Here is a 21,547-nt window from a genome sequence, read left to right as displayed (position 1 = left end):
ACCGTGGCCAGTTTTAGTTGACCACTACATCGTCTCTAGGAACTCAACTCTTCCACCCTCTAGGAACTAGGCACTCGCCTCTAGGAACTCAAACCCAATAAAAAACCCAACCATATTGCTATGATTGGGTTTCTATTCACGGTTCCCAGTGGGAACTCAAAAAAGCATCAATTACTTGATTTTCGCTTCTTTGTACATAACGTGCTTGCGAACTACAGGATCAAACTTTTTGATCTCGAATTTGCCAGGCATGTTACGCTTGTTCTTATCAGTCGTGTAGAAGTGACCAGTATCAGCAGAAGATACTAGACGGATTTTCTCACGTACGCCTTTCTTTGCCATTGTCTATTTCCTCTTAAACGTTTTCGCCGTTTGCACGGATATCAGCAAGAACGGTATCAATACCTTTCTTGTCGATGATGCGCATACCTTTTGCAGATAGGCGTAGTTTAACAAAACGTTTTTCGCTCTCTACCCAGAAACGATGAGTTTGTAGGTTCGGCAGAAAACGACGCTTAGTAGCATTGCGTGCGTGTGAACGGTTGTTACCCGTTACTGGACGCTTACCAGTTACTTGGCATACTCGTGACATGAATGTCTTCTCCAAAATCGTTTCAGCTCGATATCAACCTTGGTGGCCGAACCTCTCTAGTTCTCAAAGAAGCTATTCTCAAAAGAATTTCGAGGTCTTATACCGCTATGGAAACCCATACAAGGCTATCAAAGGTCGCGCATTATACTAACTTGAGTAGCATTGCTCAAGACCCGAACAGATCCTTTTTACAGGTTTTCGTGATCTTTTTTAGGCAGAGCTGATAATAGTTCAAAAAATGTCGGGGGATTGTAGCAGAATTCGGGGGGTGGACAACTAAAAGTTAAACAAAATCACAGAAAGAAAGAGTGCCTAGTGCCTAGTGCCTAGTTCCTAGAAAATAATTCGTTACCTAAGCGCGCCTGATTTGCTTCTAATCAAGCCTGCTATCATCTTGCTTACCTCTCTGATGGAAGCCTCCAATTGCGTAAAATCCCTGGTCTCAATAATGCCGAGCCTGTGAGACAAGATAAGCTGTGTTAATAGCTCACCAGCAGAGCCCTTGGCTATATACAAGAACCGAATCGCCTCTTTCGCTGAAAAGCGCTCTTCACCTTCAGCAATATTAGATGGTATGGATAGAGCAGAACGGAAAATTTGATCCTTCAAGGCAAACTCATTGCTTATACGAAACAACTCATGAACACGCTCACATATCAACATGCTCTTCTGCCACACCTTCAGCCGTTCAAAATCCACTCTCACCCTCCCCTCTAGAAACTAGGAACTAGGAACTAGAAACTCGCCCCTCTCCTCTCACATCCACCCCCTTTCGGCAAAGGAAACAATGTCGCCATCGCCAATGACAAAATGATCCAGCACGCGAATATCAACCAGAGCAAGCGCATCACTAATGCGCCGGGTAATTCGGCGATCAGATTGACTAGGTTCTGCCACACCTGAAGGGTGATTGTGTGCCAAAATCAGCGCAGCGGCATTAAGCTCAAGTGCGCGCTTGACCACCTCTCGCGGGTAGACATAGGCAGCGTCGATGGTGCCTTGAAATAACGACTCCCCGCGGATCACTCGATGTTGGTTATCGAGAAAGAGCACGTAGAACTCTTCACGCTGTTTGTCACGCAGCACACCGGAGAGATAAAGCTTGGTTTGCTCCGGGCTGGTCAACGCGTCGCCCCGTTTGAGCGTTTCACTGAGATAACGCTGCGTCATCTCCAGTACGGCTTGAAGCTGCACGTATTTGGCCACCCCTAGTCCTTTGTGCGCGCAAAACTGCTCGAGATCGGCGGAGAACAGCCCACGCAGCGAGCCAAATTCCGCTAATAAATAGTCAGAAAGCGCAATGACATTCCTCTCTTGCGTGCCGGTGCGCAGAAAAATCGCCACCAGCTCTGCATCGGTTAACGCTTGAGGGCCATGAGAAAGCAGTTTCTCACGCGGCATTGACGATTTTGGTAACGGAGATTTTGGTAACGGCACTGTCATAGATATCGGCTCACGGTTTGCTCCACATTGCTCATCTGTCACGCCAAGCGTAATCAAATCTCTCAGGTTGACTGGGCAAAAAAGCGTGAAGATTCGAGCGGTTTCCTCTTTCTATGTAATTGAGACGTTACTCATTAACCACTCGGGCAAAGCAACACTGTTTGAGAGACGACTATTTCAGGTACTACTGTTTCAGGTACTACTACTTAAGGTATGACGCTTTGAGGTACCACAGCTGGATAGGGCCCAGAGGGATAGGACGTAGAGGGATGGGGTCAACTCGCCTAGTGACACGCGGCGTGCTATCTTACGCCAAGAATTTTTAAGGAAGATCATCATGCAAACACTCGCAGGTAAAAAGATCCTTTTAGGTATCAGCGGTGGTATCGCCGCGTACAAATGTGCGGATTTGACGCGCAGACTCAGTGAACGTGGCGCGACCGTCCAGGTGGTGATGACGCCAGCCGCGAAAGAGTTTATTACCCCGCTGACCATGCAGGCGGTCTCTGGACGTCCGGTGTCAGAGAGCTTGCTAGACCCAGCCGCCGAAGCCTCTATGGGCCATATTGAGCTCGCCAAATGGGCTGATTTGGTTCTGCTCGCGCCCGCTACGGCGGATTTGATTGCGCGCATGGCGGCGGGCATGGGCAATGATCTTCTGACCACTCTCGTGCTGGCGACCGATGCGCCAGTGGCTGTCTCACCCGCGATGAATCAGCAGATGTATCGCAACCTCGCCACACAAGAAAACATCGCCACCCTGTCGCGTCGCGGCATGATGATTTGGGGCCCCGCTGCCGGCGAGCAAGCGTGTGGCGACGTCGGCCCGGGGCGCATGTTAGAGCCGATGCAACTGGTTGAGCGCTGCGAGCAATTTTTTGGCCCTAAACCGCTGGCGGGGCGCTCTGTGCTCATCACCGCGGGCCCGACCCGTGAGGCGATTGATCCGGTGCGATATATCTCTAACCACAGCTCAGGCAAAATGGGCTTTGCGCTGGCCAGCGAGGCAGCGGCGCTCGGTGCCCGCGTGACGCTCATCGCTGGCCCTGTTTCGCTCTCAACGCCGAGCGGCGTTACCCGTATAGACGTGCAAAGCGCGCAAGAGATGTACGACGCGGCACTTGAGCATGCTCGCTCACACGATGTCTTTATTGGCTGCGCCGCGGTGGCCGACTATCGTCCTCATCAGGTTGCCACGCAGAAAATCAAAAAAACCGACCAAAGCGATGCGATGTCGATTGAGATGGTGAAAAACCCCGACATTGTTGCCAGTGTCGCGGCGCTGAATGAGCATCGACCTTTTACTGTTGGCTTTGCCGCCGAAACGCAGGACGTCGCCCACTACGCAAAAAGCAAGTTGGTTAAGAAAAACCTCGATCTCATTTGTGCTAACGATGTCTCAGTCGCGGGGCAAGGGTTTAATAGCAACGACAACGCTATCACCGTATACTGGAAAGAGGGTGAGCAATCACTTACGCTTGCGTCCAAACAGGATATCGCAACGCAGATCCTCACCATTATTAATGACAAACTCGCGCCAACCAGCGAGTGATTTCAACCTATTCATCAGACAACGCGGTTGGTTGAGCCCCAGCCGCGCTCGCACTCGGTGTGCGCTTTGCGTTTTCAGCCCCTCTGAGCGCTGCGCCCCTCGTGTGACAGTTCTTATAAACTGTGGTTATAAAAAAGGAAGAGGTTCATGGCAGGAACAAAAAAAACCAACCGCCGCGACGAAATATTGCAAGCCCTTGCCGAAATGCTGGAATCCAGTGACGGCGCCTCACGTATCACCACCGCCAAACTCGCCAAACAAGTCGGCGTGTCTGAAGCGGCCTTGTATCGCCACTTTCCCAGCAAAGCGCGCATGTTTGAGGGCTTGATCGAGTTTATTGAAGAGTCTTTAATGTCTCGCATCAATCGTATTTTGGATGAAGAGAAAGACACCCTGACGCGTCTGCGTTTGGTGTTGCAGCTCATTCTCGCGTTTGCCGAGCGCAACCCGGGGCTGAGCCGAATTTTGTCTGGCCATGCATTGATGTTTGAAAATGAGCGCCTGCGCGATCGCATCAACCAGTTGTATGAGCGCATTGAAACCTCACTGCGTCAGATCCTGCGTGAGCGTAAACTGCGTGAAGGGAAAGCCTTTCCTGTGGATGAAATGATCCTCGCCGCGCAACTGCTTGGCCAAGTCGAAGGCAGCTTGAACCGCTTTGTGCGCTCTGATTTTAAGTACCACCCCACCGCAAACTTTGACGAGTACTGGGCACTGCTCAGTGCGCAATTGGATTAATTCATGACAACCAACGATAAACACCAGCCACCCAAGTTTTCTTGGTCTTTGCTTCACCCGCGCCATTGGGGCGTTTGGCTTGGCTTTGGCTTGCTGGCGATAGTGGTTAACCTGCTACCGTATCGACTGCTTTATGCACTCGGCCGAGGGCTCGGCAAACTCGGCATGCGTTTAGGCAAAAAACGCGTTCATGTTGCCAAGCGCAATCTTGAGCTCGCCTTCCCGGATAAGGCGCAAGATGAAATTGAAGCGATGGTCGAGGAGAACTTCAAAAACACCGGTCTCGCGCTGATTGAAACCGGCATCACTTGGTTTTGGCCCACCTGGCGCTTTAAGCGCAGAATCGTGGCGAAAGATGTCGAATTGCTGCATCAATACAATGAACAGAAACAGGGCGTGCTGCTGTGCTGCGTCCATGCACTCAATCTAGAGATCACCGCGCGCGCGTTTGCGGTACTAGGGCTGGGCGGCTATGGCGCGTTTCGCCCGCACAATAATCCTGCATACAACTTTATTCAGCACTGGGGTCGCTCGCACAACGGTAACGTTTTGATCGACAGAAAAGATCTCAAACAGATGATTCGCGTCATGCGCAGTGGTGAGCGGCTGTTTTACTTACCGGATCATGACTACGGCCGTAACAAATCGGTGTTTGTGCCCTTTTTTGCGGTGCCTGATGCCTGCACTACTACAGGCACCAGCATCTTGGCGTACACCAGTAAAGCGGCGATTGTAATGGGTTCAGGCTTTCGCAATGACGACGGGCGCTATGAGATCATCGCCAACAAATCGGTAGAGAAAGACTACCCACAAAAAGACGAAGTCGCGGCCGCCGCCTACATGAACCGCCACGTGGAAGAGGTAATCCTCCGCGCCCCAGAGCAATGGATGTGGCTACACAAACGCTACAAAACCATGCAAGACGAAAACGCAGAGAAAGGCGTACGGTACAAGTAAAGCGGAATACGCCATAAGTAAATAAATAAGTAAATAGTGGCCAATCCCCTCTAGGAACTTGCCACTAGAAACTAGGCACTTAAATCCCATACTCCGCGCGGTACGCTTTCACGGCGGCGAGGTGCTCTGCCGCGTCGCCTTGCTCTTCCAAGTACGTCACCAAATCGCCAAGGCTGACGATGGAGATCACCGCGCAACCAAAGTCGCGCTCGACTTCTTGAATCGCAGAGAGCTCGCCTTTGCCCTTTTCTTGGCGGTCAATCGCCACCAAGACGCCCGCCAGTGCGGCGCCGCTTGCTTGGATAATTTCCATCGATTCACGAATCGCGGTGCCAGCGGTGATCACATCGTCCACCAACATAATGCGACCTTCCAGTGGGCTGCCGACTAAGTTGCCGCCCTCACCGTGGGTTTTCGCTTCTTTACGGTTAAAGCAGTAAGGCGTGTCGATGTCGTGGTGATCCGCCAGTGCCACCGCCGTGGTGGTTGCGATCGGGATGCCTTTGTACGCAGGGCCAAACAGCACATCAAACTCGATGCCAGAGTCTGCTAGCGCTGCGGCGTAAAAACGCCCTAAGCGCGCCAAATCACGACCGGTATTGAAAAGACCAGCGTTAAAGAAGTATGGGCTCTTACGGCCAGATTTCAAAGTAAACTCACCAAACTTAAGAACTTGTTTCTCAAGTGCAAACTCAATAAATTCACGCTGGTATGCTTTCATTATTTTCTCTCGATGGTTGTTCTAGTGGCTAGTTCCTAGTGCCTAGTTCCTAGAAGAAGGGGATAAATATTTAAGGATAAACAGTGTTCTCTATAGAAAGAGGACAAAAAAATAGCCCCCATCTATGGGAGCTATCAATCAATCTGCTAGGGCTGCTTTTTGCGCGGCGACAATATCAGCAATGCCGACCTTGGCCGACTCAAGCAAGACCATCAGTTGCTCGTGGGTGAACGGTTCACCTTCGGCGGTGCCTTGCACTTCGATCATGCGGCCATCTTCAGTCATCACGACGTTCATATCGGTGTCTGCGGCAGAGTCTTCGACGTACTCCAAGTCGCACAATACCTCTTCACCCAGCAAGCCTACCGACACCGCGGCCACGTGGCCTTTCATCGGGTTCTTTTTCAGTTTGCCTTTATTGATCAAGTGAGTGAAGGCATCCGCTAGCGCCACACTGGCACCAGAAATAGACGCCGTGCGCGTGCCGCCATCGGCTTGAATCACATCACAGTCAACGGTGATCATAAACTCACCCATCGCTTCTAAATCCACCACGGCACGTAAGCTGCGCGCAATCAGGCGTTGAATTTCCATCGTGCGGCCACCTTGCTTACCGCTTGAGGCTTCACGACGCATGCGTGAGTGTGTCGAACGCGGCAGCATGCCGTACTCGGCCGTCACCCAGCCTTTACCTTGGCCTTTTAGCCAACGCGGCACACTCTCTTCAACCGTGGCGTTACACAGCACTTTGGTATTGCCGAACTCGACCAACACAGAACCTTCTGCATAAGCGGTATAGTTGCGAGTAATTTTAATTGGGCGAATTTGATCCGCCTTGCGATCATTGGGACGCATGGGCATTACCTTTGTTGACTTGATGACGGTAGAATTGGGCCCAGAGTCTAGCACAAAACACCCCCTCACCACCACCGCCATTCACCCCTTCACACCCCTCTCCCCATCACCCATCACCCACCACCCATCACCCCTCTAGGAACTAGGAACTAGTCACTAGGAACTCCCCCCCACCTTCTGCTATCCTCTCCCTGCGTTATTTTCACAGATAAATAGATAGGAAAATTCGATGATTTATAGCATGACGGCCTACGCGCGCAGCGAAGCCAAAGGCGATTGGGGCAGTGCCGTGTGGGAGATCCGCAGCGTTAACCAACGTTATTTGGAAACCTACTTCCGCCTACCTGAGCAATTTCGTGGCCTAGAGCCGCTACTTCGTGAACGCTTTCGCAAGCGTCTAGCGCGCGGTAAAGTGGAGTGTAGCCTGCGTTTTGAAGCCAACCCCGCCGCCAAAGGTGAGCTGACCATCAATGAAACCCTCGCCAATCAAGTTATCAAAGCCGCTGAGCAAGTGATGCACATGACCGGCGAACTGAGCCGCATCAACCCGTTCCAAGTGATGCAGTGGCCAGGCGTGATGGAGACTCCAGAGCAGGACATGGACGCGGTCAACAAAGACCTGTTAGCCGCCTTTGATAGTGCACTGAGTGATTTCATTGACGCTCGCGGCCGCGAAGGCGACAACATGAAAGCGCTCATCACCCAGCGCCTAGACGCCATCTCACAAGAAGTGACTCGCGTGCGCGCTCGCATGCCCGAGATCCTTGAGTGGCAACGTGAGCGCCTGTTCGCCAAATTTGAAGACGCCAAAGTCGAGCTCGACCCTTCCCGCGTTGAGCAAGAGCTTATCCTCCTCGCGCAAAAATCCGATGTGGCAGAAGAGCTCGATCGCCTCGACTCTCACGTCAAAGAGACCAACAACATCCTCAAAAAAGGCGGCGCCTGCGGCCGACGCCTCGACTTTATGATGCAAGAGTTCAACCGCGAGTCAAACACACTCGCGTCGAAGTCGATCAGCACCGACATCACTGCATCCGGGGTCGAGTTGAAAGTGTTGATTGAGCAGATGAGAGAGCAGATCCAGAATATTGAATAAGGCTTCTAAGTAGAAAGGTACCCGTCCAAGAGCGTCATGAAAGCCCTGCATTACCTTGTGAAGAGCATTGAAAATACAGGGCTTTGACTGACACCACTGCATTTTTGTACGCATAGGTTCTCATTTTAGCGGAGCGGTATGCGTCGCAAATGTGTTTCAATGGCTTCAATCATCGACTTGGTGAGCGGTAAATGCGCTTTTTCTTTCGCCCAGATTTCATGAAAGCCTGCCACGGTTTGCTTGGCAGTATCTAACACCCACAATAGAAAAAATTCTCGCGCGGGGTTCACTCCGGCACGCTCTGCCAGGTAATGACGCATGGTTTCTTCTGGCAAAAGGTTAGAGAAAAACGGCGTTAACTTGGTTTGGGTCGGTTTAAAGTGAGTCAGCAAGCCACCTAGCGAATCTTTAAAACCCAGCCCCAACACTGGCCGCGATTCGTCATGAATGTACGAATCCATAAAAGCAAAAAGCGTTCTATCATTGCCTACGTTGGTGATCGTTGCGATAGGTTCTCCGTAGAGCAACACGTTGAGCGTAGACACATAATTAGTCATCGTCGTCTTCCTCTAACTGATATGCGGGCGACATTACCTCACCTTCGTCGCTGATCCCTTGGCTGCTTCGAATGATTGACTTGATGGCAGGAATGGACTTTTTAGGCGCAACCAATAGCTCTAGCTCGAGTACACGGGCAAGTGCAATTAAACTGGATATTCTTAAATCAACGCCGCCAGACTCGATTTTCGAAATATGGCTTTGAGGTACCCCCGAACGAGCACTTAACTCTCTCTGGCTAAACCCCTTTCGTACCCGAGCTTCTCGAAGACTGTCTAGTATCTGCTCTGCTACATAGCTCATTTCGATATACCTTAATGCATCAATTAGGAATAGTTATATACAAAAACATATCACCACAATCCCGCTAGCACAAGAATGATTAGTTATTATATATCATCTACCACCTTTGATGTGCAGTTATAGATAATCGATCTTTTAGGTCATCCACTCACAACGCCTGCCCGTAAACACTCTGCAACCCTGTGAACTCCGCAGCGTTGTCGAGCGCTTCAAGTGTCGTCAGCTTCATGGCGTGTTTGACGGGGCGGTGCGGCACGCGTTTGATGGCGCTGCAAGGCGTGAGCAATGACTTTAGCGCCAAGGAGCATGCGCTGCGTTATCAAGCGCAGATCGAGGCACATGAGAAAGGGCGGTATCCACCGCCCTTTCGTATCACTGTTACCGCTCATATTTCAGTAATTATAAAAGCAACATTTCCGCAATTATAAAAGCACCAAATACGCCATAAACAGCCCAGACAGCACATAAATGACTGGGTGAACCTGCTTGGCTTTGCCTGCTACCACCATGCTAAAGGCGTAGCTGATAAAGCCCATCGCCATGCCGTTGGCCGGTGAGAAGCTCAGTACGGTGAACATGATGGTGAAAAACGCCGCGATGCGAGACTCTTTTTGCTCCCAGCGGATTTGGCCAAGGCGACCAATCATGTAGATGCCGACCACCACCATCGCCGGGGCGACCATGGCCGCAGAGAAGATGGAAAAGAGCGGGTATAGGAACAGTGACACCAAGAAGAGCCCCGCAACCACCACCGCAGCCAGACCTGTTTTCGCGCCTTGCGCAGAGGCAATGCCCGATTCTGAGAACGCGGTGACTGAAGTCGTACCGAGCACAGAGCCAATCACGGTGCCGCCTGCGTCCGCAACCAGCGCCGAGCGCGCATTGGGCACTTTGCCATCTTTGTCGATGATGCCCGCATCGCGGCCTACGCCGACAATGGTGCTGAGGCCATCAAAGAAATCGACAATCAAGAAAATCACCACAATAAACAGCAGATCAAATAGCTTGTCGGCCGTCAGCCCAGAGAAATTGAAGATGGCGCCAACGCTGCCCGACAGGCTTGGCGGCGCAGCCACTAGGCTCTCTGGGATGGGGGCGTTTTGCGTCCCTAGCATCCAGTCAGCCACAACGGTCAACACAATCGCCGATACAAACGAGATAAAGGTCGCCAGCTTGATGTCACGAATCATGCAGCCGAGCGCAATAAAGATACTGATGTAGGCAATGATCACTTGCGGATCATTGATTTTGCCCATGCTGACCAAGATGATCGGGTTCGAGACGATAATGCCAGCGTTTTTCAAGCCCAAAAAGGCGATAAACAGACCAAGCGATACGGTAATCGCCAATTTGAGATCTTCTGGAATAGACTCAATCATCGCCTTGCGAATATGGGTCATCGACAAAATCAGATAGAGCACACCAGAGAAGAAGATCCCCAGCAGCGCTTCGTGCCACACCAACGCCACCGAGCCGCTCAGCAGCATGCCTTTGAAGAAGCCGTTCATGCTCATGCCTGGCGCCAGCATGACTGGGTAGTTACCAAACACGCCCATGATCAGCGTGGCTACCGCCGCCGCCAGTGCTGTGGCGGTAAAAATCGCGCCGCGATCCATGCCTGGGATGTCACCCAAAATCGCGGGGTTAACCGCCAAGATGTAACTCATCGCCAAAAAAGTAATAAACCCAGCGTACAGCTCCGTGCCTAGGGTCGATTTGCGCGCAGAGATATGAAAAGTGGATTCAAGCCACCCAGCGTTGGCTGAGCGAGGAAGTGCAGTGTCAGAACTCACAATACAACCTATCGATAGATAAATAAGAGGGCCATAGCCCATCGCCAGCAGCAATGCCCGCAACAAGCCAAACGTTTGCGCGAATTGTAATGAGATGGGAACGGATTTCAACTGGTTTGGAAAAAGTGGGTGGTGGGTGGTGGGTGGTGGGTGGTGGGTGGTGGGTGGTGGGTGGTGGGTGGTGGGTGGTGGGTGGTGAAATTTTGATGGATGACAGGACCATGTCAAGAACATTCCCCCAACCTAATACCCATTACCCCTAACCCATTACCTACCACCCCTTACCCATCAACCCTTACCCACCTCCCCCTAGTCACTCCCCCCGATCCATGCTACTCTTCGCCTCCCTTTTTCTGGCCGAATTTTCGCCACCGAGGTTGAGAGAAATCGCGCTCTTGACTGACGTTATGCCCGCGGTCAGTGCTATCTTTAATACATCGAATCTTATGGTGGACGTAACCTTATGGCCAAAGGCACCCTATACATTGTTTCTGCGCCCAGCGGCGCGGGTAAATCGAGCTTGATTTCAGCCATGCTGGAAACCAACCCTACCTACGCAATGAAAGTGTCCGTATCGCACACGACACGTGGCATGCGCCCGGGTGAGCAAGATGGCGTGCACTACCACTTTGTGCAAAAAGAGCAGTTTGAAGCGCTGATCGAACAAGGTGCGTTTTTGGAATACGCGGAAGTGTTTGGCAACTACTACGGCACCTCTCGCCCGTGGATTGAGCAAAACCTCGATAAAGGCATCGACGTCTTCCTCGACATTGACTGGCAAGGCGCACGCCAAATTCGTGAGCAAATGCCACAAGCTAAGAGCTTGTTCATCCTGCCACCGTCAAACGGTGAGTTGGAACGCCGTTTGAACGCGCGCGGCCAAGACAGTGAAGCGGTGATCGCAAAACGCATGGCGGAAGCGAAATCGGAAATTTCTCACTACAACGAATACGACTACGTGATCATCAATGATGATTTCGATAACGCGCTGATGGACTTTAAAGCCATCATTCGCGCCGAACGCCTCAAGCAAGATAAGCAAGCCCTCAAGTACAAAGGCATGCTGGATGCGTTGTTGAAATAAGAATCTAGACTATTCTCTACGAGATCTTGTATAATTTCTCGTCATACAAAATTTTAGTTAACTATTTGGAGTCCTTATGGCACGCGTAACTGTTCAAGACGCTGTTGAAAAAGTTGGCAACCGTTTCGACCTAGTTCTCATTGCGGCTCGCCGCGCTCGTCAAATGCAAACTGGCGGCAAAGATTCACTGGTGCCAGAAGAGAACGATAAGCCAACGGTTATCGCTCTGCGCGAAATCGAAGAAAGCCTTATCACAAAAGAGATCCTAGATGCGCGTGAGCGTCAAGAGCAGCAAGAGCAAGAAGCCGCTGAACTTGCCGCTGTTAGCAGCATTGCTCACGGTCGATAATCCTCTTCATCACACTCTGCCGGGCCTAAAATTTGTATCTATTCGATAGCCTCAAAGACGTTGCCCAAGAATACCTAACAGAGCCTCAAATTGAGGCTCTGCGTCAATCTTATGTGGTAGCGAAAGATGCCCATGAAGGGCAAACCCGCTCAAGCGGGGAACCATACATCATCCACCCTGTTGCTGTTGCTCGTATCTTGGCGGAAATGCGCCTGGATATTGAAACCCTCCAAGCCGCCCTTTTGCACGATGTCATCGAAGATTGTGATGTCACCAAAGAGCAGCTAGAAGAGAAGTTTGGCAACACCGTTGCAGAGCTGGTCGATGGCGTCTCCAAGCTGGATAAGCTCAAGTTTCGTGATCGCAAGGAAGCCCAGGCTGAGAACTTTCGTAAGATGGTACTTGCGATGGTGCAAGACATCCGCGTCATTTTGATCAAACTGGCAGACCGCACGCACAACATGCGCACGCTCGGCGCACTGCGCCCAGATAAAAAGCGTCGCATCGCACGCGAAACTCTCGAAATCTACTCACCCTTGGCGCATCGCTTGGGTATCCATAATATTAAAACCGAACTGGAAGAGCTCGGTTTTGAAGCGCTCTACCCTAACCGCTATCGCGTGTTAAAAGAGGTCGTCAAGGCCGCTCGGGGTAACCGTAAAGAGATGATTCAACGCATCCACACCGAAATTGAAGGCCGACTGGAAGAAGTGGGTCTGTCTGCGCGTGTGGTGGGGCGTGAGAAAAACCTCTTCTCCATCTACAACAAGATGAAGACCAAAGAGCAGCGCTTTCACACCATTATGGACATCTACGCGTTTCGTGTGGTGGTGGACACCGCTGACACCTGCTATCGCGTACTGGGCCAAGTGCACTCGCTCTACAAGCCTCGCCCGGGGCGTATGAAAGATTACATTGCGGTGCCGAAAGCGAACGGTTATCAGTCTTTGCATACCTCGATGGTCGGCCCACACGGGGTGCCTGTCGAAGTGCAAATTCGCACCGAAGATATGGATCAAATGGCGGACAAAGGGGTCGCAGCGCACTGGTCTTACAAAGGCAATGGCGAGCGTACCGGCACCACCGCGCAAGTTAAAGCGCAGCGCTGGATGCAGAGCCTGCTTGAGCTCCAGCAAAGCGCGGGCAACTCGTTCGAATTTATTGAAAACGTCAAATCGGATCTCTTCCCAGATGAGATTTACGTCTTCACCCCTAAAGGTCGCATCGTGGAGCTGCCTGTCGGCGCCACTGCGGTCGATTTTGCGTATGCCGTGCATACCGATGTCGGCAACACCTGTGTCGGCGCGCGCGTCGATCGCAACCCTTACCCTCTCAGCAAAGCGCTGAAAAACGGCCAGACGATTGAGATCATCAGCGCACCGGGCGCGCGTCCGAATGCCGCATGGCTCAACTACGTCGTGACCTCACGTGCGCGCACCAAGATTCGTCAAGTGCTGAAAACCATGCGCCGTGAAGAGTCGATTACCCTTGGCCGTCGTTTGCTCAATCACGCCTTGGGTGATTTGTCGGTTTCCGACATCAATGAAGAGAACATCAATCACGTCTTGAGCGATCTGAAAATCAAATCCCTCAATGATCTGCTCGCCGCTATCGGTTTGGGTGAGTTGATGAGTATTGTCATCGCCCGCAGACTGCTTGGCGACGCCGATGAGCTCACCGAAGTCATCAACACCGACGGCAAGCCGAAGAAGAAGCTGCCGATCCGCGGCGCAGAAGGCATCTTGCTGACGTTTGCCAACTGTTGTCATCCGATTCCGGACGATCACATCATTGCTCACGTCTCTCCGGGTCGAGGATTGGTGGTGCATCGTGAGACGTGCCCGAATGTGCGCAACCACGAAAAAGAGCCAGATAAGTACATGGCGGTGGAGTGGTCAGACGATTACGATCAAGAGTTTATCGCTGAGCTGCGTGTCGATGTGCAAAACCGTCAAGGTGCCCTTGCTGAGCTGACCAACGTCATTTCAAAAACCGGCTCCAACATTCACGGTCTCTCTACCGAAGAGCGGGACGGGCGTTTGTACACAGTGACGGTGGTGCTCACCACCAAAGATCGTGTCCACTTAGCGGGCATCATGCGCAAGATTAAAGCCATGCCGCACACGCTCAAAGTGCGACGTAGAAAGTACTGATCCCCATCCAAATCAGAAAGCGGTCTTTAGGGCCGCTTTCTTTATCATCCATTTTTGATCACCATATTCTTTATCAACTAAGCCCTAACACCATGAATTTAGAACGTTACCAACGCATTCAAGAAGTGTTAAAAGCGCGCCAAGCGGATTTGACCCTTTGCCTCGAAGAAGTCCACAAGCCCAATAACGTCTCGGCGGTGATCCGCAGCGCCGACGCCACCGGCATTCACAAAGTGCACGCGGTTTGGCCTGATAAAATGCGCACCTTAAGCCACACGTCGGCGGGCGCGCGTAACTGGGTGGAAGTGGAAACGCACGACACCATCGAAGACGCGATGGGTGAGCTCAAACGTCAAGGCATGCAAGTACTGGTCACCAACCTCTCAGAGACGGCGGTCGATTTTCGTCAGATTGATTACACCAAACCGACGGCGGTGATCCTCGGCAGTGAAAAAATCGGCGCGTCAGAGCAAGCCAAAGCGCTCGCCGATCAAGACATCATCATCCCTATGGTCGGTATGGTACAATCGCTCAATGTCTCGGTCGCCAGCGCAGTGATTCTTTATGAAGCCCAGCGCCAACGCCAAGCCGCCGGCATGTACGACAACGCACAAAGCGCCCTACCCGCCGAGACCATCCACCGCATCCTCTTTGAGCGCGGCCACCCCGTGCTCGCCAAAGTCGCCAAACGCAAACAGCTCCCTTACCCTCCTCTCGACGAGCAAGGCCAAATCGTCGCGGATAAAGAGTGGTGGGCGCAGATGCAGAGTAGGTAGGTAGTGCCTAGTTTCTAGTTCCTAGTGCCTAGAGGACGGAATTTCTAGGAACTAGGAACTAGGCACTAGGAACTCCCCCTCTCCACTGTACAAAAATACAGATAAATGCTTAACTATCCCCATCATTAATCATTGCGTGAGCGAAGCTATGTCCCAACTTTTGTCGGCTATTCCACTGACCTCTCTGGCGGGTGTCGGGGCGAAAGTGGCAGAGAAATTGGCCAAAGTCGGGCTGCTGTCGGTGCAGGATTTACTGTTTCACTTACCGCTGCGCTATGAAGATCGCACTCGGGTCTACCCCATTGTTAAACTGCACGCTGGGCTATGGGCGGCGGTGCAGGGCAAGGTGATGAGTGTCGATACCTTGTTTGGCAAGCGCAAAATGTTGGCGGTCAAACTCAGTGATGGCAACGGCACCCTCACACTGCGCTTTTTTAACTTCACCGCTGGGATGAAAAATCAATTCGCGGAAGGCAAAACGGTGCATGCTTATGGGGAAATCAAACGCGGCAGCTACGGGTTAGAGATTGTCCATCCGGATTACAAGTTTTACACGCCGCAGCAACCTGCTGAGACGGAGCCGAGTTTAACGCCCGTCTACCCGACCACCGATGGCCTGCGTCAACTCACCCTGCGTAACCTGACAGAACAAGCGCTCGCATTGCTCGATAAATCGGCGATGCAAGAGCTGCTCCCTGCCGGGCTCTATGATAGCCAGATTACCCTTAATCAAGCGCTGCACACCATTCATCGCCCACCACCGGACATCAATCTGGAACAGTTTGATGAGGGTAAACACCCGGCGCAAGTGCGCCTCATCATGGAAGAGCTGCTGGCGCAAAACCTATCGATGCTCGCGGTGCGCAGCCAAGGGCAAAAAGAGGCGGCGATCGCGCTGGGGCCGAGTCAAACGCTGAAACAACAGCTATTGGACGCCCTGCCGTTCTCGCCGACGAATGCTCAGCGCCGAGTCGTAGAAGAAATTGAGAGCGATCTCGCCAAACCGCACCCGATGATGCGCTTAGTGCAAGGGGATGTCGGCTCAGGCAAGACCTTGGTCGCGGCACTGGCCGCCGTGCGCGCCTTGGAGCAAGGCAAACAAGTGGCTTTGATGGCACCGACCGAACTGCTGGCAGAGCAGCACGCATTAAACTTTAGCCAATGGTTTGAGCCAATGGGCATTCAAGTTGGCTGGCTGGCGGGCAAGCTCAAAGGCAAAGCCAAGCAGACCCAACTCGAGCGCATTGCCTCAGGCGAGGCGCAGATGGTGGTCGGCACCCATGCGCTGTTCCAAGAACAGGTCAATTTTTCTCAGTTAGCCCTAGTGATCATCGATGAGCAACACCGCTTTGGTGTCCACCAGCGGCTGGAGCTGCGTGAAAAAGGCGAGCAGCAGGGCGCGTATCCGCATCAACTGATCATGACGGCGACGCCCATTCCGCGCACCCTCGCCATGACGGCATACGCTGACCTTGAAACCTCCGTCATCGATGAGCTTCCCCCCGGTCGTACACCGATTCAAACCGTCGCCATTCCAGACACCAAACGCGACACCATTGTTGAACGCGTACGTCACGCCTGCCTAAACGAGGGCAAGCAAGCGTATTGGGTGTGTACCTTGATTGATGAGTCGGAAGTGCTCGAGGCGCAAGCCGCCGCCGATACCGCAGAGGAGTTACAGCGCACGCTGGCGGACCTCAAGATTGGTTTAGTCCACGGGCGAATGAAGCCGGCCGAGAAGCAGGCGGTGATGCAGGCGTTTAAAGACAATCAACTTCACTTGTTGGTCGCCACGACGGTGATAGAAGTTGGGGTCGATGTTCCCAATGCCAGCTTGATGATCATTGAAAACCCAGAACGCCTCGGCCTTGCCCAGCTTCACCAGTTACGTGGCCGTGTCGGACGAGGCTCGGTCGCGAGCCATTGTGTGCTCTTGTATCACGCGCCGCTGTCTAAAACGGCGCAAAAGCGATTAGGTGTACTGAGAGAAAGCAACGATGGCTTTGTGATAGCCCAGCGCGATCTCGAAATTCGCGGCCCAGGCGAGCTGCTCGGCACCAAACAAACCGGCATGGCCGATTTTAAGATTGCCGATCTGATCCGCGATCAACGCCTCGTCCCCGAAGTACAACGCATCGCGCGCTACCTGCATCTCAACTACCCTGACCACACCCAAGCGATCATAGAGCGGTGGTTGGGCGAGCGTGATATTTACGCAAAGGCGTGATTAGTTCCTAGAAAATAAGTTCCTAGTTCCTAGAAGTAAGCACTGAGAAAACAAGTGTCTAGCTGCTGGAAGTAAGAGCCTAGAAAACGAAGTCCCTAGTTCCTAGAAGTCCGCCCTCTAGGAACTAGAAACTAGGCACTAGGAACTTCCCCCTCTAGGAACTAGAAACTAGGTACTAGGAACTTCCTCACCCCTTCACCTTCAATATCTTATCCCACGGCAGTGCTTCATCGCCGAGGACGATAAAATTGGGGTTCTCGAGCGTCTCGCGCTCATTGTAGGAAAGGGGTTCGAGGTGGGTGCTGAGAATGCGTCCTCCAGCTTCTTGGACGATGCACTGGGTGGCGGCGGTGTCCCATTCGCCGGTTGGCCCGAGTCGCAAGTAGCAATCGACCGCGCCTTCGGCCACCAAACACGCTTTCAGTGCGGCAGAGCCGAGTGGGACTAGGTCATAATTCCACTGGCTACTCATGCGGGAGGTGATGCGGTTGATGTTCTGCCTGCGGCTGATCGCAATCGCAATCGGGTACGCTTTGCCATCATGCTGGTGAGTTTTGATGCGCACGCTTTCACTCATGTCGGGGATTTTCCATGCCCCTTTGCCTTGGTAAGCGTAATACGTGACCCCAGAGACCGGCCCATACACCACGCCCATCACCGGCTGATTGTTGTCGATAAGGGCAATGATGGTGGCGAAATCACCGCTGCGCGCAATGAACTCCTGCGTTCCATCGAGTGGGTCGACCAGCCAATATTTGTCCCACTCTGCGCGTTTTGACAAGCTGATGTCCGCCGCTTCTTCTGACAGTACCGGAATATCCGGCGTCAATTCAGAGAGCTTTTCGACAATCAATTTGTGCGCGGCGATGTCAGCACTGGTGACCGGCGTTTCGTCGCTCTTGGTGTACTCTTGGTACTCTTTCTTCTCATAAATATCGAGGATCAATTGCCCGGCAGAGCGCGCAATATCGATCACCGCGGGGAGATGATGAGACAGGTCTTGGGTTTTAGGCATAATGGCAAATCCTTGGCGCACGCGGGAGGCCGTATCCCGCTCGCTCATAACGCAGTGCTAAGAATGGCGCAGTGCTAATAGCAACGCCGTAATGCTTCGCGCTTCACAAAAATCAAGATGCGTAAGAAGCTCATCCGCTTGCGCCAACGGCCAGCGAATCACTTCCAATGGTTCCGGTTCGTCCCCTTGCAACTGTTCAGGATAGAGATCCTTGGCAATAAACAGGGTCATGCGGCTCGAGAAGTAGGACGGCGCTAACACCACCTCTTTAAGGGGAATTAAGGTACGCGCGCCCATACCAATTTCTTCTTTCAGCTCTCGGCAGGCCGCTTCACTGGCGGACTCACCCGGGTCAATCAGCCCTTTGGGGAACCCCAATTCGTAGCGTTCCGTACCGGCCGCGTACTCTCGAACCAACAACAGATCCCCTTGCTCTGTGATGGGCACCATCATCACCGCGTTTCGACCACTGGGCTTCATACGCTCATACGTACGGGTTTCGCCATTGCTAAAGCGCAAGTCGAGCGCTTCTATCGCAAACAATTTGGACTTCGCCACGGTGTTTTTTGCCAGAATCTCTGGCGGCGTCTGTTTCGCCACGCGCTTACTCCATCACTGGGGGAAATGAATAATAATCATTAATATAGGGGAATCACCGCGAAGATCCTAGGATCGATTGAGAAAAACCGCGCGAAAATATTGAGCCCAAATAGGCGCACTTTCGATATAAAAAAGGCACCCCGAAGGATGCCTATCAATAACGTTGTCAGAATTAGTAGTAAGAGTGCTCGCCGCGATCGTGCTCAGTCGCATCACGTACGGCCGACAACTCACCCGCAAACTCTTGCAGAAGCTGCTTCTCGATACCTTCTTTCAGCGTCACATCGACCATAGAACAGCCGTTACAGCCGCCGCCAAACGCCACAATAGCCACGCCTGCTTCAGTGATTTCCACCAGATTGACATGACCACCGTGCCCGGCGAGTTGCGGGTTCACTTGCGTTTGAATCACGTACTCAACGCGTTCTACGAGCGGCGCATCGTCCGACACTTTACGCATTTTCGCGTTTGGCGCTTTGAGCGTCAGCTGAGAGCCCATTTTATCGGTCACAAAGTCGATTTCAGCGTCTTCAAGGAAAGGCAAGCTCAGCTCATCCACGTAAGCCGAAAAGCCTTCGAAAGCCAGTTCCGTATCGGTCGCTTCGACCGCTTCTGGTGGACAGTAAGAAACCCCACACTCGGCGTTTTGAGTGCCCGGATTAACGACGAACACGCGAATATTGGTGCCCTCGGGTTGCTGACCCAGTAGGTTAGCAAAGTGCTTTTGTGCGGTTTCTGTAATAATAATAGGTTTTGACACGACGAATACCTGAGTAATTTTGTAGGCTATTTGTTCACCATTCTACTCCTCGCCCCCTTGGCAATGCAAGCCGTTGACCTTAACTCTCATCATCCGGTTCGGGAGTGCGGCATAGAGCGTAAATATCCACCCTTTTTACCCCCACTTCAAGCAGGAGTCGAGCCAATTGTGAGACGGTTTCGCCCGTGGTCACCACATCATCCACTATCGCGACATGATCAGCCTCCAGCCCATCAAGGCGAAACTCAAACACCCCTTGTAAGTTGCGCCGCCGCTCACGTTTAGACAGCCCCTGCTGCGCGGCGCTGTGGCGGACCCGGCGAAACAATGGCTGATAGATCACCGTCAGCCGCCGCGCTAACGCCTGCGCCAATTGCTCACTCTGATTAAAGCCGCGATAGAGCCAGCGCCGCCAGTGCAGCGGCACTGAGGTCAGCAGGGGCGCCGCCTCAGCCTCTTGGCCTATACGCGCCGCGAGCAACTCTGCCAGCTTATCAGCCTGCCAAAATTGGCGCTCATACTTCAGTTTGTGCACGTAGTGAGACAAAGGCGGCGTGTAGTCACCGACACACACCAAGCGTGACCAAGCCGGCGGCGATGCCAAACACTCGCCACACTGCGCCTCGGCATGACACAGCACCAACCCGCAACACCCACACCGCGGCTTTGGCGCCAGCCAAACCTGACACGCCGAACACAGCCAACGAGTTGGCGGTGATGATACCCCCAGCGACGACGAGTGGGCCGATATGGGTAGCTGACACAGTTCGCAGTAGTGGGGGGCAAGCCAATACTTTGCCCTGATTAATCCTTTACCCAAAGCCTGATCCTCAATATTCTTGGGGTAAGTTTCTAGAGGTCAGTTCCTAGAGAAAAGAAGTGCCTAGTTCCTAGAAGTCAGTTCCTAGAAAAGGAAGTTCCTAGTTCCTAGAGGGTGGACTTCTAGGAACTAGGAACTAGGCACTCCCCTCTACCCCCATTATCCCCCTCCACCCCCAACCATAAGGATGAAAAAAGTGCGAGACATTGAGACGACAAACGAAGGGTTATTTTGGCAATCTTTTGGCGATCCGAGGGGTCAGAGTCTTGTCTTGGTCCACGGTTGGGGGATGAATGGCGCGGTCTGGCAACAAACCGCTACGGCGCTGTCGACGCACTACCATGTTCATGTGGTCGATTTACCCGGGTTTGGTCACAGCAGTCAGCATGACTTTACCGATATGGCGCATTTGGCGCAGCAAGTGCTGGTTGACGCACCCGCACATGCGGTGTGGCTGGGTTGGTCACTAGGCGGTTTATTGGCGACCCATATTGCGCTGCACCACCCAGATCGGGTGAGCAAGCTTATCACCGTCGCCAGCTCGCCCAAGTTTGAAGCGGGCGAACGCACCTTAGCGCATAGTGAGGCGTCTCAAACGCCGAGCCAAACCCCATCCCGCTCGCTGTGGCGCGGGATTGCCCCTAAGGTGTTGAGCCAATTTAGCCAGCAGTTGGCGGACGATTTCGCCCTCACCATCGAGCGTTTTATGGCGCTGCAAGCGATGGGCAGCCCTTCAGCCAGACAAGACATCAAGACGTTAAAACACGCCGTGCTCTCACGCCCTGCGCCCAATCCAGACGCCCTGATGACCGGGCTCACCTTACTCGCCGACTGCGACTACCGCCACCAGCTCGCGGCGATCTCACAACCCACACTGCGCCTGTACGGCCGACTCGATGGTCTAGTACCCGCCAAAGTGGCCAAAGACGTCAGCGCCCTGATGCCACACAGCACCAGCCACCTCTTCACCGCCTCCTCACACGCGCCCTTTATCACCGAGTTCGACCACTTCTGCCAAATCATAAAAGAGTGGGTGGGGTAAGTTCCTAGAAAAAAGAAGTGCCTAGTTCCTAGAAAAAGAAGTGCCTAGAAAAAACAAGTTCCTAGTTCCTAGAAGTCAGTGACTGGAAAAACAAATACCGAATTCCTGACGTC

The 21,547-nt window shown here is 52.7% G+C and carries 24 protein-coding genes and 1 pseudogene; 10 read left to right on the top strand and 15 right to left on the bottom strand.

Annotated elements, in window-relative coordinates:
* Positions 1-171: 171 nt before the first annotated feature.
* The 4 genes from rpmG to radC all read right to left on the bottom strand — a co-directional run bounded on the left by rpmG (position 172) and on the right by radC (position 2,035).
* Positions 172-342 (bottom strand): 50S ribosomal protein L33, encoded by a 171-nt coding sequence (gene rpmG / locus AC6R0R_RS18500; RefSeq protein WP_260260108.1) that lies wholly within the window; start codon positions 340-342, stop codon positions 172-174.
* A gap of 13 nt (positions 343-355) precedes the next feature.
* Positions 356-592 carry a 50S ribosomal protein L28 gene (rpmB, locus tag AC6R0R_RS18495; RefSeq protein ID WP_334554869.1) on the bottom strand — a complete coding sequence of 79 codons (237 nt, stop codon included), beginning with the start codon at positions 590-592 and terminating at the stop codon, positions 356-358.
* A 348-nt stretch (positions 593-940) separates the two neighbouring features.
* On the bottom strand, positions 941-1,291 hold the full coding sequence (locus tag AC6R0R_RS18490) for a four helix bundle protein (protein ID WP_500627793.1): 351 nt from the start codon (positions 1,289-1,291) through the stop codon (positions 941-943).
* A 57-nt stretch (positions 1,292-1,348) separates the two neighbouring features.
* On the bottom strand, positions 1,349-2,035 hold the full coding sequence (gene radC / locus AC6R0R_RS18485; RefSeq protein ID WP_500627792.1) for a RadC family protein: 687 nt from the start codon (positions 2,033-2,035) through the stop codon (positions 1,349-1,351).
* A 337-nt stretch (positions 2,036-2,372) separates the two neighbouring features.
* On the opposite strand from radC, the gene coaBC reads away from it, so the two are divergent.
* The 3 genes from coaBC to AC6R0R_RS18470 all read left to right on the top strand — a co-directional run bounded on the left by coaBC (position 2,373) and on the right by AC6R0R_RS18470 (position 5,282).
* Entirely contained in the window at positions 2,373-3,587 is a 1,215-nt protein-coding gene (gene coaBC, locus AC6R0R_RS18480) for a bifunctional phosphopantothenoylcysteine decarboxylase/phosphopantothenate--cysteine ligase CoaBC (RefSeq protein WP_500627791.1), read from the top strand.
* 147 nt (positions 3,588-3,734) lie between these two features.
* The gene (gene slmA, locus AC6R0R_RS18475; protein WP_500627790.1) at positions 3,735-4,325 is read left to right on the top strand and encodes a nucleoid occlusion factor SlmA; all 591 of its coding nucleotides are present in this window, start codon (positions 3,735-3,737) and stop codon (positions 4,323-4,325) included.
* 3 nt (positions 4,326-4,328) lie between these two features.
* Positions 4,329-5,282, top strand: a complete 954-nt coding sequence (locus AC6R0R_RS18470) for a Kdo(2)-lipid IV(A) acyltransferase (RefSeq protein ID WP_500627789.1) — start codon at positions 4,329-4,331, stop codon at positions 5,280-5,282.
* 79 nt (positions 5,283-5,361) lie between these two features.
* On the opposite strand, the gene pyrE is transcribed toward AC6R0R_RS18470, so the two are convergent.
* Positions 5,362-6,003 (bottom strand): orotate phosphoribosyltransferase, encoded by a 642-nt coding sequence (gene pyrE / locus AC6R0R_RS18465; RefSeq protein ID WP_500627788.1) that lies wholly within the window; start codon positions 6,001-6,003, stop codon positions 5,362-5,364.
* Positions 6,004-6,141: 138 nt separating this feature from the next.
* Entirely contained in the window at positions 6,142-6,858 is a 717-nt protein-coding gene (gene rph / locus AC6R0R_RS18460) for a ribonuclease PH (protein ID WP_487903852.1), read from the bottom strand.
* A gap of 229 nt (positions 6,859-7,087) precedes the next feature.
* Here rph and AC6R0R_RS18455 point away from each other — a divergent pair, with 229 nt between their 5' ends.
* Positions 7,088-7,954 carry a YicC/YloC family endoribonuclease gene (locus AC6R0R_RS18455; RefSeq protein WP_500627787.1) on the top strand — a complete coding sequence of 289 codons (867 nt, stop codon included), beginning with the start codon at positions 7,088-7,090 and terminating at the stop codon, positions 7,952-7,954.
* 251 nt (positions 7,955-8,205) lie between these two features.
* Here AC6R0R_RS18455 and AC6R0R_RS18450 read toward each other — a convergent pair.
* The 4 genes and pseudogenes from AC6R0R_RS18450 to AC6R0R_RS18435 all read right to left on the bottom strand — a co-directional run.
* A pseudogene (locus AC6R0R_RS18450) lies at positions 8,206-8,511 on the bottom strand (HipA N-terminal domain-containing protein); the annotation flags it as partial.
* A complete protein-coding gene (locus AC6R0R_RS18445; RefSeq protein ID WP_500627786.1) occupies positions 8,504-8,815 on the bottom strand; it encodes a helix-turn-helix domain-containing protein in 312 nt (103 codons plus the stop codon). The pseudogene AC6R0R_RS18450 and the gene AC6R0R_RS18445, both read right to left, overlap by 8 nt.
* A gap of 148 nt (positions 8,816-8,963) precedes the next feature.
* A complete protein-coding gene (locus AC6R0R_RS18440) occupies positions 8,964-9,116 on the bottom strand; it encodes a hypothetical protein (protein ID WP_500627785.1) in 153 nt (50 codons plus the stop codon).
* A gap of 121 nt (positions 9,117-9,237) precedes the next feature.
* Positions 9,238-10,608, bottom strand: coding sequence for an NCS2 family permease (locus AC6R0R_RS18435; RefSeq protein ID WP_500627784.1), 1,371 nt, complete (start codon positions 10,606-10,608; stop codon positions 9,238-9,240).
* 463 nt (positions 10,609-11,071) lie between these two features.
* Between AC6R0R_RS18435 and gmk the strand changes: the two genes are divergently transcribed.
* From gmk to recG, 5 genes are all read left to right on the top strand, one after another.
* A complete protein-coding gene (gene gmk / locus AC6R0R_RS18430; RefSeq protein ID WP_334554887.1) occupies positions 11,072-11,692 on the top strand; it encodes a guanylate kinase in 621 nt (206 codons plus the stop codon).
* Between the two features lie 76 nt (positions 11,693-11,768).
* Complete coding sequence (gene rpoZ / locus AC6R0R_RS18425; protein ID WP_487903057.1) at positions 11,769-12,041, top strand: DNA-directed RNA polymerase subunit omega; 273 nt, start codon at positions 11,769-11,771, stop codon at positions 12,039-12,041.
* A 32-nt stretch (positions 12,042-12,073) separates the two neighbouring features.
* Positions 12,074-14,194, top strand: a complete 2,121-nt coding sequence (spoT, locus tag AC6R0R_RS18420; RefSeq protein WP_500627783.1) for a bifunctional GTP diphosphokinase/guanosine-3',5'-bis pyrophosphate 3'-pyrophosphohydrolase — start codon at positions 12,074-12,076, stop codon at positions 14,192-14,194.
* A gap of 92 nt (positions 14,195-14,286) precedes the next feature.
* On the top strand, positions 14,287-14,970 hold the full coding sequence (trmH, locus tag AC6R0R_RS18415) for a tRNA (guanosine(18)-2'-O)-methyltransferase TrmH (protein ID WP_500627782.1): 684 nt from the start codon (positions 14,287-14,289) through the stop codon (positions 14,968-14,970).
* A 148-nt stretch (positions 14,971-15,118) separates the two neighbouring features.
* Entirely contained in the window at positions 15,119-17,197 is a 2,079-nt protein-coding gene (gene recG / locus AC6R0R_RS18410) for an ATP-dependent DNA helicase RecG (protein ID WP_500627781.1), read from the top strand.
* 187 nt (positions 17,198-17,384) lie between these two features.
* Here the strand turns inward: recG and cysQ are convergent, their stop codons facing one another.
* The 5 genes from cysQ to AC6R0R_RS18385 all read right to left on the bottom strand — a co-directional run bounded on the left by cysQ (position 17,385) and on the right by AC6R0R_RS18385 (position 20,336).
* Entirely contained in the window at positions 17,385-18,212 is an 828-nt protein-coding gene (gene cysQ / locus AC6R0R_RS18405) for a 3'(2'),5'-bisphosphate nucleotidase CysQ (RefSeq protein WP_334554897.1), read from the bottom strand.
* A 57-nt stretch (positions 18,213-18,269) separates the two neighbouring features.
* Entirely contained in the window at positions 18,270-18,812 is a 543-nt protein-coding gene (gene nudE / locus AC6R0R_RS18400; protein WP_334554899.1) for an ADP compounds hydrolase NudE, read from the bottom strand.
* Positions 18,813-18,984: 172 nt separating this feature from the next.
* Positions 18,985-19,572, bottom strand: a complete 588-nt coding sequence (gene nfuA, locus AC6R0R_RS18395; RefSeq protein WP_500627780.1) for a Fe-S biogenesis protein NfuA — start codon at positions 19,570-19,572, stop codon at positions 18,985-18,987.
* 79 nt (positions 19,573-19,651) lie between these two features.
* A complete protein-coding gene (locus AC6R0R_RS18390) occupies positions 19,652-20,176 on the bottom strand; it encodes a ComF family protein (RefSeq protein WP_500627779.1) in 525 nt (174 codons plus the stop codon).
* A complete protein-coding gene (locus AC6R0R_RS18385) occupies positions 20,133-20,336 on the bottom strand; it encodes a hypothetical protein (RefSeq protein WP_500627778.1) in 204 nt (67 codons plus the stop codon). Before AC6R0R_RS18385 ends, AC6R0R_RS18390 begins: the two co-directional genes overlap by 44 nt.
* Before the next feature lie 243 nt (positions 20,337-20,579).
* On the opposite strand from AC6R0R_RS18385, the gene bioH reads away from it, so the two are divergent.
* Positions 20,580-21,434 carry a pimeloyl-ACP methyl ester esterase BioH gene (gene bioH / locus AC6R0R_RS18380; RefSeq protein ID WP_500627777.1) on the top strand — a complete coding sequence of 285 codons (855 nt, stop codon included), beginning with the start codon at positions 20,580-20,582 and terminating at the stop codon, positions 21,432-21,434.
* Positions 21,435-21,547: the final 113 nt, after the last annotated feature.

Source organism: Vibrio sp. R12-SW3-ISO1 (assembly GCF_059834005.1).
This window is presented reverse-complemented; position numbering and strand designations above follow the sequence as displayed.

Bases quoted from the DNA above. Each gene is read 5' to 3' on its own strand.
- rpmG (WP_260260108.1), bottom strand. From the start codon at position 342: ATGGCAAAGAAAGGCGTACGTGAGAAAATCCGTCTAGTATCTTCTGCT.
- rpmB (WP_334554869.1), bottom strand. From the start codon at position 592: ATGTCACGAGTATGCCAAGTAACTGGTAAGCGTCCAGTAACGGGTAAC.
- radC (WP_500627792.1), bottom strand. From the start codon at position 2,035: ATGACAGTGCCGTTACCAAAATCTCCGTTACCAAAATCGTCAATGCCG.
- coaBC (WP_500627791.1), top strand. From the start codon at position 2,373: ATGCAAACACTCGCAGGTAAAAAGATCCTTTTAGGTATCAGCGGTGGT.
- slmA (WP_500627790.1), top strand. From the start codon at position 3,735: ATGGCAGGAACAAAAAAAACCAACCGCCGCGACGAAATATTGCAAGCC.
- AC6R0R_RS18470 (WP_500627789.1), top strand. From the start codon at position 4,329: ATGACAACCAACGATAAACACCAGCCACCCAAGTTTTCTTGGTCTTTG.
- pyrE (WP_500627788.1), bottom strand. From the start codon at position 6,003: ATGAAAGCATACCAGCGTGAATTTATTGAGTTTGCACTTGAGAAACAA.
- rph (WP_487903852.1), bottom strand. From the start codon at position 6,858: ATGCGTCCCAATGATCGCAAGGCGGATCAAATTCGCCCAATTAAAATT.
- AC6R0R_RS18455 (WP_500627787.1), top strand. From the start codon at position 7,088: ATGATTTATAGCATGACGGCCTACGCGCGCAGCGAAGCCAAAGGCGAT.
- AC6R0R_RS18445 (WP_500627786.1), bottom strand. From the start codon at position 8,815: ATGAGCTATGTAGCAGAGCAGATACTAGACAGTCTTCGAGAAGCTCGG.
- gmk (WP_334554887.1), top strand. From the start codon at position 11,072: ATGGCCAAAGGCACCCTATACATTGTTTCTGCGCCCAGCGGCGCGGGT.
- rpoZ (WP_487903057.1), top strand. From the start codon at position 11,769: ATGGCACGCGTAACTGTTCAAGACGCTGTTGAAAAAGTTGGCAACCGT.
- trmH (WP_500627782.1), top strand. From the start codon at position 14,287: ATGAATTTAGAACGTTACCAACGCATTCAAGAAGTGTTAAAAGCGCGC.
- recG (WP_500627781.1), top strand. From the start codon at position 15,119: ATGTCCCAACTTTTGTCGGCTATTCCACTGACCTCTCTGGCGGGTGTC.
- cysQ (WP_334554897.1), bottom strand. From the start codon at position 18,212: ATGCCTAAAACCCAAGACCTGTCTCATCATCTCCCCGCGGTGATCGAT.
- bioH (WP_500627777.1), top strand. From the start codon at position 20,580: ATGAAAAAAGTGCGAGACATTGAGACGACAAACGAAGGGTTATTTTGG.